At 68.4% G+C, this 23,483-nt stretch carries 18 protein-coding genes; 13 read left to right on the plus strand and 5 right to left on the minus strand.

Features of this window, described 5'->3' with window-relative positions:
- Nucleotides 1–9: 9 nt before the first annotated feature.
- The 4 genes from DWB68_RS06145 to DWB68_RS06160 all read left to right on the plus strand — a co-directional run bounded on the left by DWB68_RS06145 (nt 10) and on the right by DWB68_RS06160 (nt 4,988).
- Nucleotides 10–1,875, plus strand: coding sequence for an acetolactate synthase large subunit (locus tag DWB68_RS06145; RefSeq protein WP_119424266.1), 1,866 nt, complete (start codon nt 10–12; stop codon nt 1,873–1,875).
- Nucleotides 1,876–1,878: 3 nt separating this feature from the next.
- Entirely contained in the window at nt 1,879–2,397 is a 519-nt protein-coding gene (gene ilvN, locus DWB68_RS06150) for an acetolactate synthase small subunit (protein WP_119424267.1), read from the plus strand.
- Between the two features lie 132 nt (nt 2,398–2,529).
- Nucleotides 2,530–3,546 carry a ketol-acid reductoisomerase gene (gene ilvC, locus DWB68_RS06155; RefSeq protein WP_394159875.1) on the plus strand — a complete coding sequence of 339 codons (1,017 nt, stop codon included), beginning with the start codon at nt 2,530–2,532 and terminating at the stop codon, nt 3,544–3,546.
- A 167-nt stretch (nt 3,547–3,713) separates the two neighbouring features.
- Nucleotides 3,714–4,988: an MFS transporter gene (locus DWB68_RS06160; protein ID WP_158588222.1), complete on the plus strand. Its 1,275-nt coding sequence runs from the start codon at nt 3,714–3,716 to the stop codon at nt 4,986–4,988.
- Between the two features lie 98 nt (nt 4,989–5,086).
- On the opposite strand, the gene DWB68_RS06165 is transcribed toward DWB68_RS06160, so the two are convergent.
- Nucleotides 5,087–6,265: an MFS transporter gene (locus tag DWB68_RS06165; RefSeq protein ID WP_119424270.1), complete on the minus strand. Its 1,179-nt coding sequence runs from the start codon at nt 6,263–6,265 to the stop codon at nt 5,087–5,089.
- 218 nt (nt 6,266–6,483) lie between these two features.
- Here DWB68_RS06165 and serA point away from each other — a divergent pair, with 218 nt between their 5' ends.
- Nucleotides 6,484–8,082: a phosphoglycerate dehydrogenase gene (gene serA, locus DWB68_RS06170; protein WP_119424271.1), complete on the plus strand. Its 1,599-nt coding sequence runs from the start codon at nt 6,484–6,486 to the stop codon at nt 8,080–8,082.
- A 108-nt stretch (nt 8,083–8,190) separates the two neighbouring features.
- On the plus strand, nt 8,191–9,750 hold the full coding sequence (gene metG, locus DWB68_RS06175) for a methionine--tRNA ligase (RefSeq protein WP_119424272.1): 1,560 nt from the start codon (nt 8,191–8,193) through the stop codon (nt 9,748–9,750).
- Between the two features lie 80 nt (nt 9,751–9,830).
- Here the strand turns inward: metG and DWB68_RS06180 are convergent, their stop codons facing one another.
- From DWB68_RS06180 to DWB68_RS06195, 4 genes are all read right to left on the minus strand, one after another.
- Nucleotides 9,831–12,425, minus strand: a complete 2,595-nt coding sequence (locus tag DWB68_RS06180; RefSeq protein ID WP_119424273.1) for an ABC transporter permease — start codon at nt 12,423–12,425, stop codon at nt 9,831–9,833.
- On the minus strand, nt 12,422–13,177 hold the full coding sequence (locus tag DWB68_RS06185) for an ABC transporter ATP-binding protein (protein ID WP_119424274.1): 756 nt from the start codon (nt 13,175–13,177) through the stop codon (nt 12,422–12,424). Before DWB68_RS06185 ends, DWB68_RS06180 begins: the two co-directional genes overlap by 4 nt.
- 109 nt (nt 13,178–13,286) lie before the next feature.
- The gene (locus DWB68_RS06190; RefSeq protein WP_119424275.1) at nt 13,287–13,973 is read right to left on the minus strand and encodes a response regulator; all 687 of its coding nucleotides are present in this window, start codon (nt 13,971–13,973) and stop codon (nt 13,287–13,289) included.
- Entirely contained in the window at nt 13,973–15,193 is a 1,221-nt protein-coding gene (locus DWB68_RS06195) for a sensor histidine kinase (protein WP_158588223.1), read from the minus strand. Before DWB68_RS06195 ends, DWB68_RS06190 begins: the two co-directional genes overlap by 1 nt.
- A 155-nt stretch (nt 15,194–15,348) precedes the next feature.
- Here DWB68_RS06195 and DWB68_RS06200 point away from each other — a divergent pair, with 155 nt between their 5' ends.
- From DWB68_RS06200 to DWB68_RS06230, 7 genes are all read left to right on the plus strand, one after another.
- Nucleotides 15,349–16,416, plus strand: coding sequence for a 3-isopropylmalate dehydrogenase (locus DWB68_RS06200; RefSeq protein WP_119424276.1), 1,068 nt, complete (start codon nt 15,349–15,351; stop codon nt 16,414–16,416).
- 127 nt (nt 16,417–16,543) lie between these two features.
- Nucleotides 16,544–17,623 carry a branched-chain amino acid aminotransferase gene (locus tag DWB68_RS06205; RefSeq protein WP_119424288.1) on the plus strand — a complete coding sequence of 360 codons (1,080 nt, stop codon included), beginning with the start codon at nt 16,544–16,546 and terminating at the stop codon, nt 17,621–17,623.
- 48 nt (nt 17,624–17,671) lie between these two features.
- Nucleotides 17,672–18,706, plus strand: a complete 1,035-nt coding sequence (galE, locus tag DWB68_RS06210; protein ID WP_119424277.1) for a UDP-glucose 4-epimerase GalE — start codon at nt 17,672–17,674, stop codon at nt 18,704–18,706.
- A gap of 18 nt (nt 18,707–18,724) precedes the next feature.
- On the plus strand, nt 18,725–19,489 hold the full coding sequence (locus tag DWB68_RS06215; protein ID WP_119424278.1) for a fumarylacetoacetate hydrolase family protein: 765 nt from the start codon (nt 18,725–18,727) through the stop codon (nt 19,487–19,489).
- Between the two features lie 161 nt (nt 19,490–19,650).
- Complete coding sequence (locus tag DWB68_RS06220; protein ID WP_147391603.1) at nt 19,651–21,231, plus strand: glycosyltransferase family protein; 1,581 nt, start codon at nt 19,651–19,653, stop codon at nt 21,229–21,231.
- Nucleotides 21,212–21,616, plus strand: coding sequence for a GtrA family protein (locus DWB68_RS06225; RefSeq protein ID WP_119424280.1), 405 nt, complete (start codon nt 21,212–21,214; stop codon nt 21,614–21,616). Before DWB68_RS06220 ends, DWB68_RS06225 begins: the two co-directional genes overlap by 20 nt.
- 55 nt (nt 21,617–21,671) lie before the next feature.
- Nucleotides 21,672–22,646, plus strand: coding sequence for a glycosyltransferase family 2 protein (locus tag DWB68_RS06230; protein WP_119424281.1), 975 nt, complete (start codon nt 21,672–21,674; stop codon nt 22,644–22,646).
- The last annotated feature ends 837 nt before the right edge of the window (nt 22,647–23,483 follow it).

Consider the following 23,483-nt stretch of genomic DNA (forward strand, 5'->3'; position numbering starts at 1 on the left):
GTGGAGCAGATGGGACAGGCACCCAACGCCACCCCGTCCACGGTGGCCCGCGCCGTGTCCAAGCCGAACCCCGCCGCGCCCCTGGCCGGCCTGCCCGTTCCCGGGCTTGGCCGGGTTGTTGAGCCGACGGAGATGAAGGGTTCGGCGGCGATTATCCGCTCGCTCGAAGAACTGGGCGTCAAGGATGTCTTTGGCCTTCCGGGCGGCGCCATCCTCCCCACCTACGATCCGCTGATGGCCTCCGAGACCATCAATCACGTGCTGGTGCGCCACGAGCAGGGTGCAGGTCACGCCGCTCAGGGCTACGCCATGGTCACGGGCGAGGTCGGCGTCTGCATCGCCACCTCCGGCCCCGGCGCCACCAACCTCGTGACGGCCATCGCCGACGCCCACATGGACTCCGTGCCCATGGTCGCGATCACGGGCCAGGTGAACTCCGCGTTCATCGGCACCGACGCCTTCCAGGAGGCGGACATCGTCGGCATCACCATGCCGATCACCAAGCACTCCTTCCTCGTCACCAAGGGCGAGGACATCCCGCGCGTCCTGGCGCAGGCCTTCTACCTGGCCGGCACCGGCCGCCCGGGCCCCGTGCTCGTGGACATCACGAAGGACGCCCAGGAGAAGCCCACGGTCTTCTCGTGGCCGCCGGTCATGGACCTGCCGGGCTACCGCCCCGTCACCAAGGGCCATGCCAAGCAGGTGCGCGAGGCGGCCAAGCTGCTTACGGCCTCGCTGCGCCCCGTCATCTACGCCGGCGGCGGCGTCCAGAAGGCCCACGCCTCGCGTGAGCTCATGGCCTTCGCCGAGGCAACGGGCGCACCCGTCGTCACCACGCTGACGGCCCGCGGCGTCTTCCCCGACTCCCACGAGCAGCACGTCGGCATGCCCGGCATGCACGGCACGGTCTCCGCCGTCGCCGCGCTGCAGCAGAGCGACCTCGTGATCGCCCTGGGTGCCCGCTTCGACGACCGCGTGACGGGCCAGCTGGCGTCGTTCGCTCCGGGTGCCAAGGTGATCCACGCCGACATCGACCCGGCCGAGATCTCCAAGAACCGCACGGCCGACGTGCCGATCGTCGGCTCCCTGGAGGAGGTCCTGCCGGATCTCACCGAGGAGTTTGCGCGCCGCAAGGCCGAGGGCCTGGCCCCCGATCTGTCCCCGTGGTGGGCCACGCTGAACCGCCTGCGCGAGACCTACCCCATGGGCTTCACCCCCTCCACGGACGGCGCCCTGACCCCGCAGCACGTAATCCAGCGCCTCGGCGAGCTGACCGGCCCGGAGGCCGTGTACGTCGCCGGCGTGGGTCAGCACCAGATGTGGGCCAGCCAGTTCGTCAAGTACGAGCGCCCCCACCAGTGGCTGAACTCCGCGGGCCTCGGCACCATGGGCTACGCCATCCCGGCGGCCATGGGCGCCAAGGTCGGCGAGCCGGACCGCGTGGTCTGGGCCATCGACGGCGACGGCTGCTTCCAGATGACCAATCAGGAGCTCGCCACCTGCGTGATCAACAAGATCCCGATCAAGGTGGCCCTGATCAACAACTCCTCGCTCGGCATGGTGCGCCAGTGGCAGACCCTCTTCTACGACGGCCGCTACTCGAACACCGAGCTGAACACGGGCGCCGACTCGATCCGCGTTCCCGACTTCGTGAAGCTCGCCGACGCCTACGGCTGCGTGGGCATCCGCGTGGAGCGCGAGGAGGACATGGACGCGGCGATCCAGCAGGCGCTGGAGATCAACGACCGCCCCGTGATCATCGACTTTATCGTCTCGAAGGATGCAATGGTGTGGCCGATGGTGCCCGCCGGCGTCCCGAACGACGCCATCCAGATTGCCCGGGGCATGACCCCCGAGTGGAACGAAGAGGACTGAGACATGGCACGTCACACCCTTTCGGTGCTCGTGGAGGACGTTCCCGGCACCCTGACCCGCGTCGCCGGCCTGTTCGCCCGCCGCGCCTTCAACATCGACTCGCTCGCCGTGGGTCCCACCGAGGTCCCGGGGCTCTCCCGCATGACCGTGGTCGTGGACGCCGAGGGCGATCTGCTGGAGCAGGTGACCAAGCAGCTCAACAAGCTCGTGAACGTCATCAAGATCGTGGAGCTCGCCCCCGAGTCCTCGGTGCAGCGCGATCACGTGCTCATCAAGGTCAAGGCCGACGCCGCGACCCGCCTCCAGGTCACCCAGGCCGCCGACTTCTTCCGGGCCCGCGTTGTCGACGTCTCCCCGGACGCCGTGGTCCTCGAGGCCACGGGTAGCTCCGACAAGATCGAGGCGCTGCTGGCCGTGCTCGAGCCCTTCGGCGTTCGCGAGATCGTCAAGGCCGGCACCCTGGCCATCGGCCGCGGCCACAAGTCGATGTCGGAGCGCGCGCTCCGCGCCGTCTCCGCCTAAGCCGGCCCCGCGCCGTCGGGCCTTGAGGGCCTGACACCGAGGCGACACACTTGCGCGGTTCTCGCCGCGCAGCAGACACACTTTCCTAGAACCACCACGCATTCCAAGAAAGAGGAATCTTCCGTGACTCAGATGTACTACGAGGACGACGCCGACCTGAGCTTCCTGCAGGACAAGAAGGTCGCCGTGATCGGCTACGGCTCGCAGGGCCACGCCCACGCGCTGAGCCTGCGTGATTCCGGCATCGACGTGCGCATCGGCCTGGCCGAGGGCTCCAAGTCGGCCGCCAAGGCCGAGGCCGAGGGCCTGCGCGTCCTCTCCGTCGCCGACGCCGCCGAAGAGGCCGACGTCATCATGATCCTGACCCCGGACCAGGTCCAGGCCAAGGTCTACGAGGAGTCCATCAAGGATCACCTGAAGGCCGGCGATACCCTGGCCTTCGGCCACGGCTTCAACATCCGCTACGGCTTCATCAAGCCCCCGGCCGATGTCAACGTCATTATGATCGCCCCCAAGGGCCCGGGCCACGTGGTTCGCCGCGAGTTCGAGGCCGGCCGCGGTGTGCCGGACCTGATCGCCGTGGAGCAGGACGCCACGGGCGACGCCAAGCAGATCGCCCTGGCCTGGGCCAAGGGTGTCGGCGGCACGCGCGCCGGCGTCATCGAGACCACCTTCACCGAGGAGACCGAGACCGATCTCTTCGGTGAGCAGGCAGTGCTCTGCGGCGGCGCCTCGCAGCTCGTCCAGTACGGCTTCGAGACCCTGACCGAGGCCGGTTACAAGCCCGAGATCGCCTACTTTGAGGTGCTCCACGAGCTGAAGCTGATCGTCGACCTCATGGTCGAGGGCGGCATCTCCAAGCAGCGCTGGTCCGTGTCCGACACGGCCGAGTTCGGGGACTACGTCTCCGGCCCGCGCGTCATCACCCCCGAGGTGAAGGAGAACATGAAGGCCGTCCTGGCCGACATCCAGAACGGCGCCTTCGCCGATCGCTTCATGAACGACCAGGCCGCCGGTGCCCCGGAGTTCAAGGAGCTGCGCGCCAAGGGTGAGGCTCACCCGATCGAGGAGACGGGCCGCGAGCTGCGCAAGCTCTTCTCGTGGATGAAGTCCGACGACGACTACACCGAGGGCGCCGTCGCTCGCTGAGCGCGCCACGCCTGAGATACGCAAGCGCCCCCGCCCCCTTTTCGAAGGGGACGGGGGCGCTCGTGTCATATGTCACAATTTTTGTGAAATTGTGACCGGCTGGGGGCCGGATGAGCGCTTCGGGGGAGGCGCGGCCGGGTACGGTGAGGTTGATCACACAGTGGCAGATGCAGGGGGAGCAGATGAACGACGGCGCACGCTTGCGTTCGCTTCCCGCCTTTCGTGGGCTGTGGCTCGCCAATGCCGGTTCGGACGCGGCGCGGCTCATCGCCGTCTTTGCCATCCAGGTCTCCATGACCCTGACGCTGCACGCGAGCACGTTCGAGGTGGGGCTCGTCTCGCCCTTGTCCAACGCGGGCGCCTTGGCCCTGGGCCTCGTGGCGGGTGTCTACGTCGACCGGTGGGGCGCCAAGCGCACCATGCTCGCGAGCGTCTGGCTGCGCGTCCTGGCCTACGGGGCGCCGGTGCTTCTGTGGTGCGCGGATCTGTTGGCGCCGTGGCAGCTGCTCGTGTGCGTGGTCTTGGCCTCCGTGGCGGACACCTTCTTCAGCACCGGCCACCAGGCCGTCCTGCCCGCCCTGGTGGGGCGGTCCCGCGTTCCGGACGCCGCGGCGTCCCTCATGGCGACCGACCAGGTCATCACCCTCGCGGGGCCGGCGGCCGGCGGCCTCCTGACCCGCCTCATGCCGGCGCCGCTCGTGCTGGGCATCTCCACCCTCACGCAGTTCCTGGCCATCGGCGGCCTGACCCGGCTTCCCGCCGATCCCCCCGCGGCGCAGCGGCCGCGCGAGCGGGTGTGGCCGTCCATGCGCGAGGGCTGGGCCTATCTGCGGGGCACGCCCCTGCTCGCCGCGATCATGGCAGCGGCGACCCTCAACAACTTTGCCGCCGGCTTCTATCAGTCGGCCGAGACCGTCTTCATCCTGCGCGAGCTGGGCATGGACCCTGTGGTGTTCGGCCTGGTGTGGTCCCTGAGCGCCGTGGGCGGCATCGGCGGAGCCATCCTGGCGCCGCGCGCCGGGCGACGCTTCGGGGCGCTGCGCGTCATGTTTGCCGCCTGCTGCGTGATGCCCCTGAACTTTGCGCTCATCCCGGCCGCCTCGTGGGTGCCGCACGCGGCGCAGCCGCTCATGATCTTCGCGTCGTTCTTCCTCTTCGGGGCCTGCATCGGCTTCATGGCCGTGAGCTCCTCCGGCGTGGCGGCGGCACTCACGCCCAACGAGCTCCTGGCCCGGGTGTCCTCGGTGCGGCGTACGCTCACGCAGGGCGCCACCGTGGTGGGCGGCCTGCTCGGCGCGGCCCTGGGGGCGCTGGCCGGCGTGGGATGGACGCTCTGGTTCGCCGCCACCCTCGCCGTCCTCCAGGTGCTGCCGCTCATCCGCGTGGGGGTGCCGCGCAAGGCCGCGCCGGACGAGGCGGAACTCGCGCTGGGCGGCGAGTAGGCGGCGTCGGGCGCTGGGCTGGCCGGGTGGGCCGGCCCGAGAGAGTCCGCAAAGCAGGCCGCCCGGCCGTCCGGGCCCGCCGGGTCCGCCGGGCCGCGTCAGCGGGCCGCGGCGGCGTTCAGGCGGGCGCGCATGAGCAGCGTGAAGCCGATGCTGAGCGCCAGGATCGCGCAGCCGAGCAGGCCGGCGCCCTGGAGGCCTCCGGCGTCGAGGGCCAGGCCGCCCAGGGCGGCGCCGCCGCCGATGCCCAGATTGCACGTCACGTTGATCCACGCGCCGGCCATCTCGGGGTTCTCCTTGCCGACGCGCACGAGCACGTTCTGGAAGGTCGAGTTCACGGGGGCGAAGCAGGCGCCCCAGAGCCCGGCGATGATGAGCGTGGGCCACAGGATCGGCATGGCCAGGACCGTGGCGGCGAGGCTGAGAAGAATGCTCACGGGCATGAGGATCATCCAGCGCACGGGGTGGGCGTCCAGGCGCGGCGCGACGGCGCGGATCGCGAAGAGGCCGGCCACACCGAAGAGCACCAGCACGGGGCTCAGCCACACGGGATCCAGCCCCGTGGACAGGATGAGCGGCGAGACAAAGGTGTACAGGCAGTAGTGGCCAAGGAACGTGGTGCCGGCCAGGCCGGCCACGAGCAGGAGGGAGCTCCCGCCGGGCACGAGGGTGCGGGAGGCGGCGGCGTCGTGCTTCACCGAGGGCAGCAGGACCAGCGCCACGACAAACGCGATCGCGGTGAGCGCGCCGAGGGCTCCAAACGTGAGGCGCCACCCGGCGACCTCGGCGAGGGCCGTGCCGGCGGGCACACCCAGGATGAAGCCGGCCGAGGCGCCCATGCTGGTCATCGCCATGGCCTTGCCGACCGCGCCCGGTGGGGCGATGCGGGTCGCGTAGCCGATCGCGAGTGCGAAGAAGAGGGCGTGCGCCATGCCTCCCACGGCGCGGGCCACGACGAGCCACACGAACGACGGCGCGGTGGCAGCCAGGATGTTGGAGGCGGTGAAGATCACGAGCGTCGAGAGCAGGACCGGCTTGCGCGGCAGGGAACCCGTGAAGCGCGTGAGCGGGACGGCCGTGAGGGCCACGAGGCCCGCGTACAGGGAGACCAGCATGCCGCCCACCGACTCGTCGAGGCCGAAGTCCTGCACCACGCGAGGAAGGATGCCGATCGGCACCACCTCGGTGGTGATGACGGCGAAGATCGCGACGGCCAGCAGGATGAGACCGGCCCAGCTGGAGCGGGAGGCGGGCACCGAGGCGGGGGAGGGCGACAAGCGAGGGACTCCAGGGAGGCGAGGTGGGGCTGGGCGCGACGCTGGGCCCGTGGCGCCTCCAGCCTACGGGGTCGGTGTGTGACGCGGCTTGCTCCGTGCGTGTCCGTCATGTCCGCGACACGGATGCTGGGGCATCCGGGCCGTGCCGATAGCGTGAACGTGCGCGGTGACGCACCGCAGCACCCGAACACACCACAGCGTCCAGCAAAGGCTTTCACGTGTCGCAGACCAAGCCCGTCGTCCTCCTTGCCGAGGAACTCTCGCCCGCCACCGTCGAGGCCCTCGGCCCCGACTTCGAGATCCGGTCCGCGGATGGTGCCAACCGTTCCGAGCTGCTCTCCGCCATCGCCGACGTGGATGCCATCCTCGTCCGCTCCGCCACGCAGGTGGACGCCGAGGCCATCGCCGCGGCGAAGAACCTCAAGGTCATCGCCCGCGCCGGCGTGGGCCTCGACAACGTCGACATCAAGTCGGCCACGCAGGCCGGCGTCATGGTCGTCAACGCCCCCACCTCCAACGTCATCTCTGCCGCCGAGCTGACCGTGGGTCACATCGTTGCCGCCTCCCGCAACATCGCCGCCGCCTCCGCCTCCCTCAAGGCCGGCGAGTGGAAGCGCTCCAAGTACACGGGCGTCGAGCTCTTCGAGAAGACCGCCGGCATCATCGGTCTGGGCCGCATTGGCGCCCTCGTGGCCGCCCGCCTGCAGGGCTTCGGCATGAACGTGGTGGCCTACGACCCCTACGTCACCCCGGCCCGCGCTCAGCAGCTGGGCGTCAAGCTGCTCGGCCTGGATGAGCTGCTCGGCACCGCCGACTTCATCACCATCCACATGCCGCGCACGCCGGAGACCACCGGCATGATCTCCACGGCGCAGTTCGCCAAGATGAAGCCGAGCGCCTTCGTCTTCAACGTGGCCCGCGGCGGTCTGATCGACGAGGACGCCCTGTACGAGGCGCTCGTCAACAAGACCATCGCCGGCGCCGGCATCGACGTCTACGTCAAGGAGCCCGCCACCGACGTGCGCTTCATCGAGCTCGACAACGTCACGGCCACGCCGCACCTGGGTGCTTCCACGGAGGAAGCCCAGGAGAAGGCCGGCATCGCCGTCGCCAAGTCCGTGCGCCTCGCGCTGGCCGGCGAGCTCGTGCCCGACGCCGTCAACGTCGCCGGCGGCGTCATCGACGAGAACGTCCGCCCGGGCATCCCGCTCGCCGAGAAGCTGGGCCGCATCTTCTCCGCACTGGCCTCGGGTGAGCGCCTCGAGTCGGTGGAGCTCAACGTGGCAGGCGAGATCGCCGTCAAGGACGTCACCTCGCTGAAGCTGGCCGCCCTCAAGGGTGTCTTCACCGACGTCGTCTCCGATCAGGTCTCCTACGTCAACGCCCCCGTGCTCGCCGAGCAGCGCGGCGTCGACTACCGCCTGACGACCACCGAGGTCTCCGAGGACTACCGCAACCAGCTCACCGTCTCGGGTGCCCTCGCCAACGGCGACCAGCTCTCCGTGGCCGGCACGCTGACGGGCCCCAAGCAGATCCAGAAGCTCGTGGGTGTCTTCGGCCAGGAGGTCGAGATCCCGCTGACCGAGCACCTGCTGGTGCTCAAGTACACGGACCGCCCCGGCGTCGTTGGCACCCTGGGCCGCGCCCTGGGCGAGGCCAACGTCAACATCGCCGGCATGCAGGTCTCCCGCGCCGATCAGGGCGGCGACGCCGTGGCCGTCGTGACGATCGACAACGCCCTCCCCGAGGGCGTCCTGGAGGCCGTGGCCTCCGCCGTCGAGGCCTCCACGGCCCGCGAGGTCAACCTGGAGGACTGAGCGCCTCGGCACGCCGCACGCGCAAGGCGTCATCCCGCTGGTCGGGATGGCGCCCTGCGCGCTTCTCGGATCACCTGTCGTGGCCGGGCAGCCGGTAGAGTTGATCGGGTGAGCGATTCCCCGGAAAAGAAGTCCTTCTACATCACCACGGCCATCTCGTACCCGAACGGCGATCCGCACATCGGGCATGCCTACGAGTACATCGCCACGGACGCGATGGCCCGCTTCCGCCGCCTCGACGGCGCCGACGTCTTCTTCCTGACGGGCACCGACGAGCACGGCCAGAAGATGCTGCAGACGGCCCAGAAGGAGGGCATCACGCCCGCCGAGCTGGCCCGCCGGAACTCGGATCGCTTCCAGGCCACGCAGGACGAGCTGGGCATCAGCTACGACCGCTTCATCCGCACCACGGACGCCGACCACCACGCCGCGGCGCAGGCGCTCTGGAAGCGCATGGAGGCCAACGGCGACATCTACCTGGACAAGTACGCCGGCTGGTACTCGGTGCGCGACGAGGCGTACTACACCGAGGAAGAGACCGAGGTCCGCGACGGGGTGCGCTACTCCATCCAGACCAACACGGAACTGACCTGGACCGAGGAGGAGAGCTACTTCTTCCGCCTCTCGGCCTACCAGGACAAGCTGCTCGCGTACTACGCCGAGCACCCCGACTTCGGCGCGCCGCGCTCGCGCTTCAACGAGGTGATCCGCTTCGTCGAGGGCGGCCTGCAGGACCTCTCCGTCTCCCGCACCACCTTCGACTGGGGCATCCCGGTGCCGGGCGACCCCAAGCACGTCATGTACGTGTGGGTCGACGCCCTCACCAACTACCTCACCGGCGTGGGCTTCCCTGACACCGACTCGGCGACCTTCCAGCGCTTCTGGCCCGCCGATGTTCACGTCATCGGCAAGGACATCTCGCGCTTCCACGCGATCTACTGGCCCGCCTTCCTCATGTCCGCCGGCATCGAGCTGCCGCGCCGCGTCATGATCCACGGCTTCCTCAACAACAACGGCGAGAAGATGTCCAAGTCCTTGGGCAACGTCGTCTCCCCGCAGGACTTCGTGGCCCGCTACGGCCTGGACGCCTCGCGCTTCTTCTTCCTGCGCGAGGTGCCCTTCGGCGCCGACGGCTCCTACAGCCACGAGGCCATCGTCAACCGCATGAACGCGGACCTGGCCAACAACCTCGGCAACCTCGCCCAGCGCTCGCTCTCCATGGTCGCCAAGAACCTGGACGGCATGGTGCCGGAGCCGGGCGAGCTCAGCGACGCCGACCGCACCCTGCTGGCCGCCGCTGGTGCCCTGCTGGAGACGAGCCGCGATCACTACTCGCGTCAGGAGTTCTCGCTCGCCCTGGAGGCGACGTGGAAGGTCCTGCACGAGGCCAACGCGTACTTCGCCGAGCAGGAGCCGTGGGTCCTGCGCAAGACGGACCCGGCCCGCATGGCCACCGTGCTGTGGGTGACCATGGCCGTGGTGCGCCGCGTGGACCTGCTGATCCAGCCCGTCATGCCTGATTCGGCCTCCGCGCTGCTCGACGCGCTCGGCGTGCCCGCCGGTGCAGCCCGCACCTTCGCCGCCTTCGACGACGAGCTCGCCGCCGGCACGGCGCTGCCCAAGCCCACCCCGGTGTTCCCCAAGTTCGAGGAGCCCGAGGCCGAGTAGCCCCGGCCGCCTTCGCTTGTCCCGAGCACACGACGAGGGGCCCCGCTCACTGAGCGGGGCCCCTCGTTCTTGCTACACGGCTACTCGACCGCGAGTCCCTCCACGGGGGACATGCGGGCCGCGCGGCGCGCGGGCCAGACGCTGGCCAGGACCGCCGCACCGACCGAGACCACCAGCACCACGGCGAGCCAGAGCCACGGGATGCCCGGGGTGAAACCGCCCAGCGCGCTCGTCGCCGCCTTGGCGCCGGCCAGGCCGTACAGCGAGCCGAGGAGCACGCCCAGCACGGCCGCCGCCCCGGCGATGAGCGCCGCCTCGAGGGCCAGCATGCCGCGCAACTGCTTCTTGGTCAGGCCCAGGGCCCGCAGGAGCGAGTTTTCCCGCGTGCGCTCGATGACCGAGAGCGAGAGGGTGTTGCTCACGCCGATCAGGGCGATGATCACGGCCACGGCCAGGAGGGCGGAGACCACCATGAGCAGCGTGTCGATGATCTGTGAGGCGATGGTACGGATGGGCAGGGCCCCGTCCAGGTTGCCTTGATCCACGCCGGCGGCCTTGGCCACCTCGCTCATGAGCGTGCCCGTCGCCACGGTGTCATCGGCCTTGAGCCACAGCTGCGGTCCGGGACCCATGTAGCCATCGGCCTCGTCCTGCGTCTTCGTGGTGGTGGGCAGGCCGAGCTTGGTGCGGGTCTCTTCCGTCATGACGATCCGCGTAGCGGGCGCCGCCGCCTCCGTGTCGATCGGCACGGTCACGGTGCGGCCGGCCCCGTCGCTGAGCGTGACCTCGGTGGGCACCGCGCCGTCGGGGCTCTGAAGCGCATACTCGCCGACGGCCACCATGCCGAGGCGGGGAGCCTTGGCTCCGTCGGTGCCCACGGCCTGCAGCGCCGCCTCGTCGCCGGCAACGGCGAAGGCGCACGTCGAGTTCGCCTGCTCCTGCTCGCTCCCGTAGCCGGGGCAACCGGGCGTGGCGCCGGCGGGGGTGAGGTAGGCGGTGCTCTCAACCCCGTTGACCGCGGCGACGGCGTCCTGGAGTGACGCGGGCAGCGGGTTCTCGGCGCTGCTCGATATCACCAGGTCGACCGGGTACTGCTTGGCCAGCTCGGAGTTGAGCGTACTGCGGGCGCTCGTGGCACCCACGAGCATGAGCGCCACGAGCGTGACGCCCAGCAGGAGGGCGGTGCCGATGGCCGAGGTGCGCTGCGGGTGTCGGAGGGCGTTGAGGCCCGCGAGACGCCCGGACACCTTGGCCCCGAAGGGGCGGGCCAGCTGCCGCACGGCCCACGGGATGAGCAGCGTGCCGAGCACGAGGACGCCGATGAAGCTCACGAGGCCGCCCAGGAAGGCCATCCCGAAGGAGGTCTGGAACGCATCGGATCCGCCGTCGTTGGGCAGGATGCCGTAGATGAGGGCCGCTGCGCCGACGAGCAGGAGGAGCAGGCCGATGACGACGCGCGTGGTGCCGGCCTTGGAACGCACCGTCACGGTGTCGCTGGGGCGCAGGGCGGCCAGAGGGGAGACCTTGGTGGCGGCGAGGGCCGGGCGCAACGACGCGGCGACCGTCACCAGCAGGCCCACGAGCAGGCCGACGATCACGGGGGCCCACGTGAATCCGAAGGTCACGTAGGGCAGCTTGAAGGCGGAACGCACCACGGCCGCGCCACCGGCCACCACGCCCGTGCCGATGAGCACGCCGAGCACGCCGCCCACGATGCCAACGATCACGGCCTCGCCCAGCACCATGCCGCGGATCTGACCGCGTCGGGCACCCAGCGTCCGCAGGAGCGCGAGCTCACGGGTGCGCTGAGCCAGGATGACGGAGAAGGTGTTCGCCACGACGAGGACCGTCACCACGAGGGCGATGCCGGCAAACGCGCCGAGCACCCACGTCAGGGCGTCGACGCCACCGGAGAGCTGGGAGATCTGCTCGGTGACCCGCTGTTCGGCGGTCCCTACCTGGGCCCACGGAAGCCCCTCCTCGGTGAAGAAGGCGCCGAGCTGATCCACGAGCCCGGCGGTGTCGGTGCCGGGCTCGACGCCGACCAAGATGGTGGCGGGAGTGAACGTGAGGCCGAGCGCCTCGGCGCCCTGCTTGCTCAGCTGCAGATTGGAGTAGCCGGCGGAGGAGGGGTCCTGCGGATCCTGGCGCAGGCCTGAGATCGTGAGCTCCTTGGTGACGGGCTTCCCGCCCTCCGGCATGACCTGAACCGTGAGCGTGGAACCCACCGTGAGCCCGGCTTTCGCGGCGGCGCTGCTGTTCAGCGTGGCCTCGCCAACACCGGGCGCCTTGCCCTCGGTCAGGCCGGTGCCGAGGAGGGCGGTATCGCCGTCGGTGACGGTGACGTGGACCGACTCCTGGCCTCCGGCCAGTTCGGCGCCAAGCATCGTGTTCTCGTAGGCGAGGGTCGCCCGTACGCCGGAGGCGGACTTCACGTGCTCCACGGCCTGGGCCGGGGTGAGCTTGGGCGGCTCCTCCGCCTTCCAGAAGTCTGGTGTGACGACGAGGTCGGCCTTTTGGTACGCCTGTCCCACGCTGGCACCCAGCGTGGCCCGGACGGAGGAACCGACATAGAGCGTGGCGGCGAGGAAGGCGACGCCGATGGTGATGGCGGCGATGACGGCGGCATAGCGCCGCCGGTACGCCACCACATTGGCTTTGACGAGCGAGTTCACGAGGCGGCCCCCAGGCGGGCCAGCGCGGAGGAGACCTGCTCCACCTGCGGGGCGATGATTTCGCCGGCCAGGCGGCCGTCCTTGAGCAGCACCACGCGATCCGCCGAGGCGGCCGCGACCGGATCGTGCGTGACCATGATGACCGTCTGGCCGTCCTCGTGCGCGCTGCGCTGCAGCAGGCGGAGCACCTCGGCGCCGGAGCTCGAGTCGAGGTTGCCCGTCGGCTCGTCGCCGAAGACCACGTCGGGGCGGGGGAGGAGGGCGCGGGCCACGGCCACGCGCTGCTGCTGCCCTCCGGAGAGCTCGTGCGGCTTGTGCTTCAGGCGGGACCCGAGGCCGAGGCGCTCCACGAGCTCGGCCATCCACGCGGCGTCGGGCTTCTTGCCCGCCAGCTCGAGCGGAAGCACGATGTTCTGCTCAGCGCTCAGCGTGGGAACCAGGTTGAAGGCCTGGAAAACAAAACCGACGCGATCGCGGCGCAAGGTGGTCAATGCGTCGTCGTCCAGCCCGTCCACGCGGCTGCCGCCGAGCGTCAACGCGCCCGAGGTGGGGGTGTCGAGGGTGGCGAGGCAGTGCATGAGCGTTGACTTGCCGGAACCGGAGGGGCCCATGATGGCGGTGAACTTGCCGCGCTCGAAGCCGACGCTCACGTCGTCGAGCGCCGTCACGGCCGTGGGGCCGGTGCCGTAGGTCTTCGTCAGGTTCTGGGCGGCGACGGCCAGCGCGGTCGCCTCGGGTGCTTGGATGCTCATGGCATCAAGCCTAAAAAGCAGCCGAGGCCGCGGCATCAGGCGGGGGTCCCAAGCTGAACGGTGCGCGGGTCAGACCCTGGTATGACCTTCCCCCGCCGACGGCGTGAGGCTACGGGGTGACGACGCCCGTTTCGTAGGCGATCAGCACAGCCTGGACGCGATCGCGTGCCTCGAGCTTGGCGAGGATGCGGCCCATGTGCGTCTTCACCGTGGCCTCGGACAGGAAGAGATCCGAGGCGATCTCGGTATTGGAGCGGCCGGCCGCGATGTGCTCGAAGACCTCGCGTTCGCGTGCGGTGAGGGAGTTCACGCGCGCGAGCGCCTCGGGCGAGCCGGTGCTGGTGCGCCGCAGGAGCGGCGCCATGTGGTCGAGCAGGCGCCGCGTGGTGGTCGGCGCCACCACGCCGCCGCCGTGGAAGACGGTGCGGATGGCGCCGAGCAGCTCCTCGGGCGGCGCGTCCTTGAGGAGGAAGCCGCTCGCGCCGGCCTTGACGGCGTCGAGGGCGTACTCGTCCAGGTCGAAGGTCGTGAGGATGAGGACGCGAGGGTGACCCTGGCTCGCCGGAGCGGAGAGGATCCGCTGGGTGGCCTCGATGCCGTCCATTTCGGGCATGCGAATGTCCATCAGCACCACATCGGCGTGCGACACCGCCGGGCTCTGAACGGCCTCGCGGCCGGAGGCCACCTCGGCCACGACCTCGAGGTCCGGCTGGGAGTCGATGAGCATGCGGAAGCCGCTGCGCACGAGCGTCTGATCGTCCACGAGGGCAACGCGGATGGGGGAGGACTCGGTCATCAAATCTCCTGATAGGGAAGGAACACGGTGACGGCGTAGCCGCCACCGCCGCGGGGCCCGAAGGTTGCGCTGCCGCCGTAGAGGGCGGCGCGCTCGCGCATGCCTTGCTGCCCGCGGCCGAGGCCGTCGGAGGCGGTGGCACCCCGCCCGGTGTCGGTGACGCTGAGCGTCAGGCCGCGGGAGGTCCAGGTGAGGTCGAGCGTGGCCGCGGCGTGGGGCCCGGCGTGCTTGAGCACATTGGTGAGCGCCTCCTGGGCGGCGCGGAAGGCCGTGAGCCCCGCGCCGGCCGGCAGGGGGCGGAGGGGTTCGCCCCGGTGGGTGAGGCTCACGCTGAGGCCGGCGCGGCGCGTGTTCTCGACGAGCTCGGGAATGCGCGCGAGGTCGGGGGCCGGGGCCTTGGGGGCAGCCTCGTCCTCGTCGGCGCGGAGCACGCCAAGCAGGGACCGCATCTCCCGCAGCGCCTCGCGCCCCGTCTGGGCGATCGTGCCGAGGGTGCGCGGAGCCACCTCGGGATCGGCCGCGGCGGCGTACCGCGCGCCGTCGGCCTGGGCGATGATCACGGAGAGGGAATGCGCGACGACGTCGTGCATCTCGCGCGCGATCCGTCGCCTTTCGTCGGCGGCGGCGAGGGCGCGTTCCTGCTCCTGCTCCTGTTCAAGCCGCCGCGCGCGGTCGGCCACGGCCTCGAGCGCGAGGCGTCGGGTGCGGGTGAGGTCGCCAGCGACCCAGGCGACGGTGCAGATCAGCACGTGGAAGATGAGGACGGCCACGTAGGTGGGCAGATCGTGGGCGAAGGTCAACCCCGTGAACTTGAGCGTGGCAAGCACCGAGCCGATGGCCGAGAATGCGAGCGCCCAGCGTGCATCGACCCGGGCCCCATAGGCCGTGATCGAGTACAGCAGCACGGGGACAAAGAGGTTCATGGGGATGGGCTCGCCCGGCACCACGACCTGCACGAGGCAGGAGGCGACCGACACCCAGAGCGCGCGTCGCGGGTGGGTCCGGCGTTCGGAGAGGGCCCAGGCCAGCGCCGCCCCGACGAAGAGTGCGGAGGCCTCCTTGGCGAGGTTGCTGGTGCGGGAGCCGGTGAGCACGCTCACGCCGACGCCGAGCAGGAGCGGGGCGGCCGCGAAGATCACGAACGCCGTGATGGCGACGATGGCGTCCACCCGACCAGGGTGCGAGCGCACCCATGCGTCGAGTCTGCGATGCCACTTCATGGGGGCAAGCCTAGGCGGCCACAGGAAAGTGGAGATCAGACCGCGGTCTGAGTTCCGGGGTGAGGCGCGTCTCTTGGTCCGCTGGTCCGCGAGCGTGTGGTTCATATAGTGAGATGGTTTGCCCATCATTCGGACTCCCTTTCTAGGATGGACCCATGACGCGAAACATCGACCTGGCAGTGATCCCCGGCGACGGCATCGGACCGGAAGTGGTGGCCCAGGCCGTGCGCGTCCTCGAGGCATCCCTGCACGGCAGCGACACCGGCGTGAGCCTGACCGAGTACTCCCTTGGCGCGCACCACTGGCTGGAGACGGGTGAGACGCTGTCCGCCGAGACGCTCGAGTCGATCCGCTCGCACGAGGCGATCCTCTTCGGTGCCGTGGGTGCCGCCCCCGGCGATACCCGCATCCCGTCCGGCCTGATCGAGCGCGAGCTGCTGCTCAAGCTGCGCTTCAGCCTCGATCACTGTGTCAATCTGCGTCCCTCGCGCCTGTACCCGGGGACCGGCTCCCCGCTCGCAGAGCCGGGCGACATCGACTTTGTGGTGGTCCGCGAGGGGACCGAGGGACCGTACGTCGGCAACGGCGGCGTCATCCGTCAGGGCACGGAGCACGAGATCGCGACCGAGGTCTCCCTGAACACCGCCCACGGCGTGGCCCGCGTGGTCCGCGACGCCTTCGAACGCGCCGCCGCCCGTCCGCGCAAGAAGCTCACGCTCGTGCACAAGCACAACGTCCTGGTCCACGCCGGTCATCTGTGGCGCCGCACCGTGGATGCCATCGCGGCCGAGTTCCCCGAGGTGTCCGTCGATTACCTGCACGTCGATGCTGCAACGATCTTCATGGTCTCCGACCCGGCCCGCTTCGATGTGATCGTCACCGACAACCTGTTCGGAGACATCCTGACCGACCTGGCCGGCGCGGTCACGGGCGGCATCGGCCTGGCCGCCTCCGGCAACATCAACCTGGACGGCACCGCCCCCTCCATGTTCGAGCCCGTGCATGGTTCGGCCCCCGACATCGCCGGGAAGGGGATCGCCGACCCGTCGGCCGCGATCCTCTCCGCGGCCCTGTTGCTGCACCACCTTGGCCTCGACGCAGCGGCCGAGCGCATCGAAGCGGCCGTGGAGCAGGACGTCCAGTCCCGTGCCGGCCAGGGCCAGCGCAGCACCTCCGAGGTGGGGGACGCGATCGTCGGCGCCCTACTGGGTGCCACCGTGTGATCTCTCGCATAGTCTTGACGGGTCAGCGCGTGACGCCGGCCCGCCACAAGCAGCGGCCGCTAGGTGCCGCACCAACACCCCCGACTCACCGGCCGGGACACAGCAAAGGAAACACCCCGTGAGCACTGTGGAGTTCGCCCGCCATCTGTCCGAGCATCCCGCGACGGCCGAGCGCCGCGCCGAGATCCTGAAGGACCCCGGTTTTGGCAACTACTTCACCGACCACACCGTCGTCATCGACTGGACCGAGGGCGTCGGTTGGCACGACGCGCGCGTTGAGCCGTACGGCCCCATCGCCCTCGATCCCGCCGCCTCGGTGCTGCACTACGGCCAGGAGATCTTCGAGGGGCTGAAGGCCTTCCGTCACGCCGACGGCTCCGTGCAGACCTTCCGCGCGGAGAAGAACGCCGAGCGCCTCAACGCCTCGGCCCGCCGTTTGGCCCTGCCCGAGCTGCCCGTTGAGTCCTTCGTCGAGGCCGTCAAGCTGCTCGTTCAGGTCGACGAGGCCTGGGTTCCGGAGGGCGACGGCGAGGCCCTGTACCTGCGCCCCTTCATGATCGCCACCGAGGCGTTCCTGGGGGTTCGTCCCTCCCGCGAGGTCAGCTTCCGCGTCATCGCCTCGCCCGCCGGCAACTACTTCGGCGGCGAACTGCACGCTGTGCCGATCTGGCTCTCCGAGCACTTCTCCCGCGCCGGCCACGGCGGCACGGGCGAGGCCAAGTGTGGCGGCAACTACGCCGCCTCCCTGGCCGCGCAGCTGGAGGCTCAGGACCACGGCTGCGCCCAGGTTCTCTTCCTCGATCCGACCGACGACTTCGCCGTCGAGGAGCTCGGCGGCATGAACGTCTTCTTCGTGCTCGAGGGCAACCGCCTGGTCACCCCGCGCCTGAACGGCAACATCCTCCACGGCGTCACCCGTGCCTCGGTGCTGCAGATCGCCGCAGATCTGGGCCTGAGCGTCGAGGAACGCAAGTTCACGATCGACGAGTGGCGCGAGGCCGTGGCGGAGGGCACCCTGCGCGAGGTCTTCGCCTGCGGCACCGCCGCGGTGATCACGCCCGTCTCCGAGCTGCGCAGCGAGCAGGGCACCATGACCTTCCCGGGGACCGGGGCGGACGCCGTGTGGGCCCGCATCCGCGAGCAGCTCCTCGGCGTGCAGACCGGCGCCGTGGCCGACACCCACGGTTGGCTGACGAAGCTCGTCTGAGCGCGTCTTTACTTTGTGCGCATGCCCCCGATCGTTAGGATCGGGGGCATGCGTGTTTTGACGACCGGCGGCGCCGGATACATCGGTTCTCACACCGTGCTGGCCTTGGTTGAGGCGGGGCACGAGCCCGTCATCCTCGACAACTTCGATAACTCCTCTCCCGAGGCCGTGCGACGCGTCTCGGAGCTGGCCGGGCGCGAGATCGAGCTGATCGAGGCCGATCTGCTGGATGCAGCGGCCGTGGACCGGATCATGGCCCAGGGCAACTTCGACGCCGTGATCCACTTTGCCGGGCTCAAGGCGGTGGGCGAATCCGTGGCTCAACCGCTGAAGTACTACCGCACCAATCTCGTCTCCACCATGAACCTGTTGGACGCGATGCAGGCCCACGGCGTGCGCACCCTGGTCTTCTCCTCGTCCGCCACGGTCTACGGCACGGCGGGTGTCTCGGTCTGCACCGAGGACGTGAGCCTCGGGACCACGAATCCGTACGGCGCGACCAAGCTCTTCATCGAGCAGATCCTGGACGACGTCGCGGTCTCCGATCCGAGCTGGCACATCGCCAAGCTGCGCTATTTCAATCCGGTGGGCGCCCATTCCTCCGGTCGCATCGGCGAAGATCCCCGGGACATCCCGAACAACCTCATGCCGTACGTGTCGCAGGTGGCGGTGGGACGCCGCGAGAAGCTGAGCGTGTTTGGCGGCGACTATCCGACGGCCGATGGTACCGGTGTGCGCGACTTCATCCACGTGGTGGATCTGGCCGCCGGTCACGTTGCGGCGCTCGAGGCCTTGCCCGCGCACCCCGGTGCGCGCGCCTGGAACCTCGGCACCGGTGAGGGAAACAGTGTGCTGGAGGTGGTGAGGGCCTTCGAACGGGCCAGCGGTCGCGAGATTCCCTACGAGATCGTGGACCGCCGCCCCGGCGACGTCGCGGAGCTCGTGGCCGACCCGAGCCGCGCCCGCCTCGAACTGCATTGGAAGGCCGAGCGTGGACTTGAAGACGTGGCCCGCGACGGGTGGCGGTGGCAGAGCCAGAACCCGCTGGGTTACCCGGACGAAGACACCGAAGAAAGCGCGTGAGCCGATAGGCTAGGCATCATGCGTATTGCCCGTTGTGTCCTGGATGCCGAACCCTTCTATGCAGTGGTGGAGGGGGATGAAGTCGTCGCCCTGAGCGGTGATCCGTTCTTCCACGGCATCCAGCCCACGGGCACCCGTCACGCGCTCGAGGACGTGCGCCTGGTCGCGCCGATCATCCCACGTTCAAAGATCGTGGGGTTCGGCCGCAACTACGCCGAGCACGCGGCCGAGCTGGGCAACGAGGTCCCGCAGACCCCGCTGATGTTCTTCAAGCCGAACACCTCGGTGGTGGGTCCGGGCGAGCCCGTGCGCTTGCCCGCGTTCTCGGAGGAGGTCTCCTACGAGGGGGAGCTCGCCGTGGTCATCGGCCGCATCTGCAAGGACGTGCCGGCCGAGTCCGCCGAGGACGTCATCTTCGGCTACACCTGCGCCAATGACCTCACCGCGCGCGACGCCCAGCGCACCGACGGCCAGTGGGCCCGAGCGAAGGGCTGGGACGGAGCCTGCCCGCTGGGCCCGTGGATCGAGACGGAACTCGATCCCGATGACCTGGCGCTGCAGACCGAGCTGGACGGCGAGCTGGTGCAGGACGGCTCCACCTCGGACATGATCCACGGCGTGCGAGCGCTCGTGGCGCAGGCCTCGGCCGCCTTCACCCTGCTGCCCGGTGACGTGCTCCTCACCGGAACGCCGGCCGGGGTGGGGCTGGTCAGGGAAGGGCAGCGCACTGACATTTCCATCGAGGGGATCGGGACGCTGACGACGCACTTTGTGCGCGACTAACGCAGACCACGGGGGCACTCATGCCTTCGACTCAGACAGGAATGTAGATCCTGTCGCCATTCAGTATTCTTAACCTGACTTGTGCGAATACCTCGTATCAGTCTTGAGTGTTGTTAACTAAGGATTTTCCCAGCGTGAAAAGTAGACGTTCAGCGGGACGCGTGGCGCTCAGAACCTGGGTCGGCTGGCCAGGTGTGGTCGTTGCGCGAACCCTGGCCATTGTTTTCGTGAGCATCGTACTGTTTGCTCTGGTGGCGCCGCGACCCCAACTGAACGAACTCCGGCCCGCGTGGGTGCTCGGATTTCTCACCGCGTTTGCCCTGATCGCGTTGAGCGTGCGCCGTTGGGGGGCGCGGCTGGGCCGATGCATACCAGTGCTTGGCCGTGCGTGGTTCGCGTGGGCAGTGGGTGCGCTCACTGCCCTGACCGGTGCCGCGTGGGGCTATGCGCTCTGTGTTAACAACGGCTGGGATGTGGGGGTGGCGCGAGATACGGCGATGGCGCTCGCCCGTGGCGAGCAGCCAAATGTGTACGAGTACTTCTCGAACTATCCCAACAACATTTCGCTGGTCGCGCTAGACCGAATCTTTGTAGCCCTTAGCGGTTGGTTGCACGTCCCGTTCGACGTAGTGGTCGTTGGCTTCAACGCAATCATGCTGGGGGTGCTTTCCATGTCCGCTAGCCGGCTCGCGCGCGCTGCTGGGGGGAAGGGCGCTGGCCTGCTCGCACAGCTCTTTGTTCTGTTGTTCCTTGCTACCAGCCCGTGGATGGCCGTGTCGTATACCGACGTTCCCGTCGCTGCCTTCCTGACGGCCGGGCTGGCACTCGCCTTGGTTCCCAGGACGCCAGCTTGGACCGTGCGTGTGTGGATTCGCTGGATCCTCGCGGCGGTGCTGATCGGCCTGGCGGCCGCGCTCAAGCCCACGGCCTGGATCGTTGTGATCGCCCTGGTGTTGGCCGGCGTCTTGGCGGCACTCATGCGCGCCTCCGCGTCTGGCCCTCGGGCGAGCGTGCGTCCCCTCGCGTCAGCGCTTGCCATTGCCGCGATGGCCGGCCTTGTGGGGGCCGGACTGCCGCAAACGGCTCTTCGCGTCTCAGAGCTAGACGCGGACCGGATTGTCGCAGAACGGGCCTTCCCGATGGCCCACTGGATGCGCATGGGAATGACCCAAAAGCAGCTCCAGACGGCGCACGGTACGGTGACGATGTATGGAGGCTACGACGTCGTCGCCGTTGCGCAGATGCGTGCGCTGGCCACGCCACAGGAGCGAAATGAACGCTCCTTGGCCGCGGCCAAGGAAGAGCTGCGCGAACTCGGGGTCCTCGGTACCGCGCGATTCCTCGTTGCCAAGACGGTGTGGACGTGGAGCGACGGATCTTTTGGTGTGTGGACCGAGGGTAGGGATGCCTCGGCGCCATTGAAGCACCATTCCGCGCCAGCTCGCCTTATCCAGGAGATTTCTTCCCCATCGGGAGCAGCGTATCGCACGCACAATGAGGCCGTGACGGGTGCGTGGTTTGTCATCCTGCTGTCTGCGGCATGGGCCCTGTGGATCCGCGCACGCACGCTCTGGCCCACTGTGGTCCTGACCCTGGTGGGCGTGGGCCTCTTCCTCGTGATGTTTGAGGCCCGCGCTCGTTACCTGGTCATCATCCTGCCGCTCGTGCTCGTCCTCGGCGCCGTTGGGCTGTTCACCGAAAAACCCAAGGAGGCGGGGCTGAGTGAGCCAGCACTGGATTGAAAAGATCAAGTTCCTCGCGATCGGTGCCCTGAACACTGCGATTGATATCGTCCTCTTTCTGATCCTGGGCTCCTTCATAGGACTGCCTATGCTGGCGGCGAATTCTATTTCTACCAGCGCTGGAATGGTGACTAGTTTCCTGCTCAATCGGAAACATACCTTTGGCTCGGGCGGCCGGGTAAGCCTCAAGGAGGTCACGGCCTTCTTCGGGGTGACGGCCGTTGGTCTGTGGATTCTTCAGCCACTTGTCATTGCCGGTGTGACTCAGCTCATGCCGGAAAGCTGGGAGCCTCCCGTGGTAGCCCTTGGCGCCAAGCTGGTGGCCACCGTTGTTTCCTTGCTGTGGAACTACTACCTGTACAAGTACGTAGTTTTCAAGAAGTAGTCGGCCCGTGCTGTCGACGCCCCCACTCCACCCTCCATCCTAAGAAAGACCGACTATGAACGGCAGTGAGTCCTTTACCGATCGCGCCAACCCAGGCGCACTGATTTCCTTTGTTGTTCCGATCTACAACGAAGAACTGACCCTTCCGCACTTGCTGCCTGCGCTCGATGCTGAAGTCTTTTCGAAGCTGACGCAGTCTCATGAGCTGATTTTGGTTAACGATGGAAGTCGAGATGGATCGCTTCCGGCGCTACTCGAGTTGGAACGTTCCCGTCACGACGTTCGGGTCGTGAACCTTTCGCGCAACTTTGGTCACCAGATTGCCGTGACCGCCGGCATGGACGCCGCCCGTGGCGACGCCGTCGTCATCATGGATGCGGACATGCAGGACCCGCCCCGGGTTTGTCTTGAACTGATCGAGGAGTGGGTCAAGGGATCGGACGTTGTCTACGCGCAACGCCGCACACGCCAGGACACGCTGTTTAAGAAAGCCACCGCCGCTGCCTTTTACAAGTCGCTCTCACACCTGGCCGATATCAACATCCCGGAAAATACCGGAGATTTCCGCCTGATGTCGCGGTCGGTCGTTGACGAGCTGGCCCGCTACGGAGAACACGACCGATTCTTGCGTGGAATGGCGGCGCACGTCGGGTTCACCCAGAAGGCCGTCCCCTTCGACCGTGACGAGCGCATCGCCGGCGAGACGGGCTACCCACTGCGCAAGATGCTCAAACTCAGTGCAGACGGAATCCTAGGCTTTTCCAAGGTCCCCCTTCAGCTCATCAGCCGCCTGGGCTTCTTCGTGGCCGGCGTCAGTCTGCTCGGGATCATTTACGCGATCGTCACGAAGTTCTTTTTCCCGCAGATTGCCGTCGCCGGATGGGCCTTCACGGTCGTCGCGATCTTCTTTGTCGGTGGAATCCAGCTGATCATGTTGGGCATTCTCGGTAGCTACATCGGACGCATCTTTGAAGAGGTCAAGGGCCGCCCGCTGTACTCGATTGACGATTCTTTCCGTCGACGATCCTGAGCCACACGACAGAGGGGGCGCCCTGACGGACGCCCCCTCCACGGGTGTGCGCCCTGCCACCTCCTCAATGCATCCTTGAGTATTGACCCGCCCGGTGTCCCGGAAACCGAATCGCACTTGCCGCGCGGGGTGGGGCAGTGCCCTAGCGGCCGAGGCGGCCGTTGATGTGGTTGAGGTTGAGCTGGACATCGCGTGAGTTCTTGATTCTGAGACTGCTGAGCGCCGTGCACGCCGCGATGTTCACCTCTCGGGTCGAGGGGCACGTCCAGGATGGCGTCGAGTTTGCTGGTCCAGACGCTCAACCGCCCAGAGGGACGCTGGCCCCACAGTGAACCGTGCAGGGTGCTGTGATCCACGCCCACGGCGGTGCAGTTGGTGACGACGACGGAACCGTTCATGGACGTGGTCGTGAAGCGCAATGCTCTTGGTGACTGTATAGCCGAGCCGTTGTCGTTAATCGATCCTCCGTTGGCCACGGGAGCGGATCCTCTGGCCAGGCTGAGGTGCCCAATCATCCGGGACTTGTTCAGCGCGCAACTTTACCGGCCGGAACGACGACGCGGTGTTGATGCTGGCACCTCGCACTTCGCAGTTGGCCCGCTCACACGGTGAGCGTGGAGGCCCTCGCCGGCGCAGCGACGATCAGCCACGCCGGGACCAGCTCCGCGGACAAGTCAAGGCAGAGCATTCTCTTGATCGTTTCCCACCATCGGACAGGTGGTGTGTGGCGTCGTCGCTTCGACGCCACGTTCACAAGGTGGGGCCTTGACCCCTGATCTTGGACACGGTGTTCTTTTGGTTATGCCGCGTTCTTGAGGGTAGCCAAGGTGGCGTTCT

Source organism: Galactobacter valiniphilus (genome assembly GCF_003575975.1).
Classification (GTDB): domain Bacteria; phylum Actinomycetota; class Actinomycetes; order Actinomycetales; family Micrococcaceae; genus Galactobacter; species Galactobacter valiniphilus.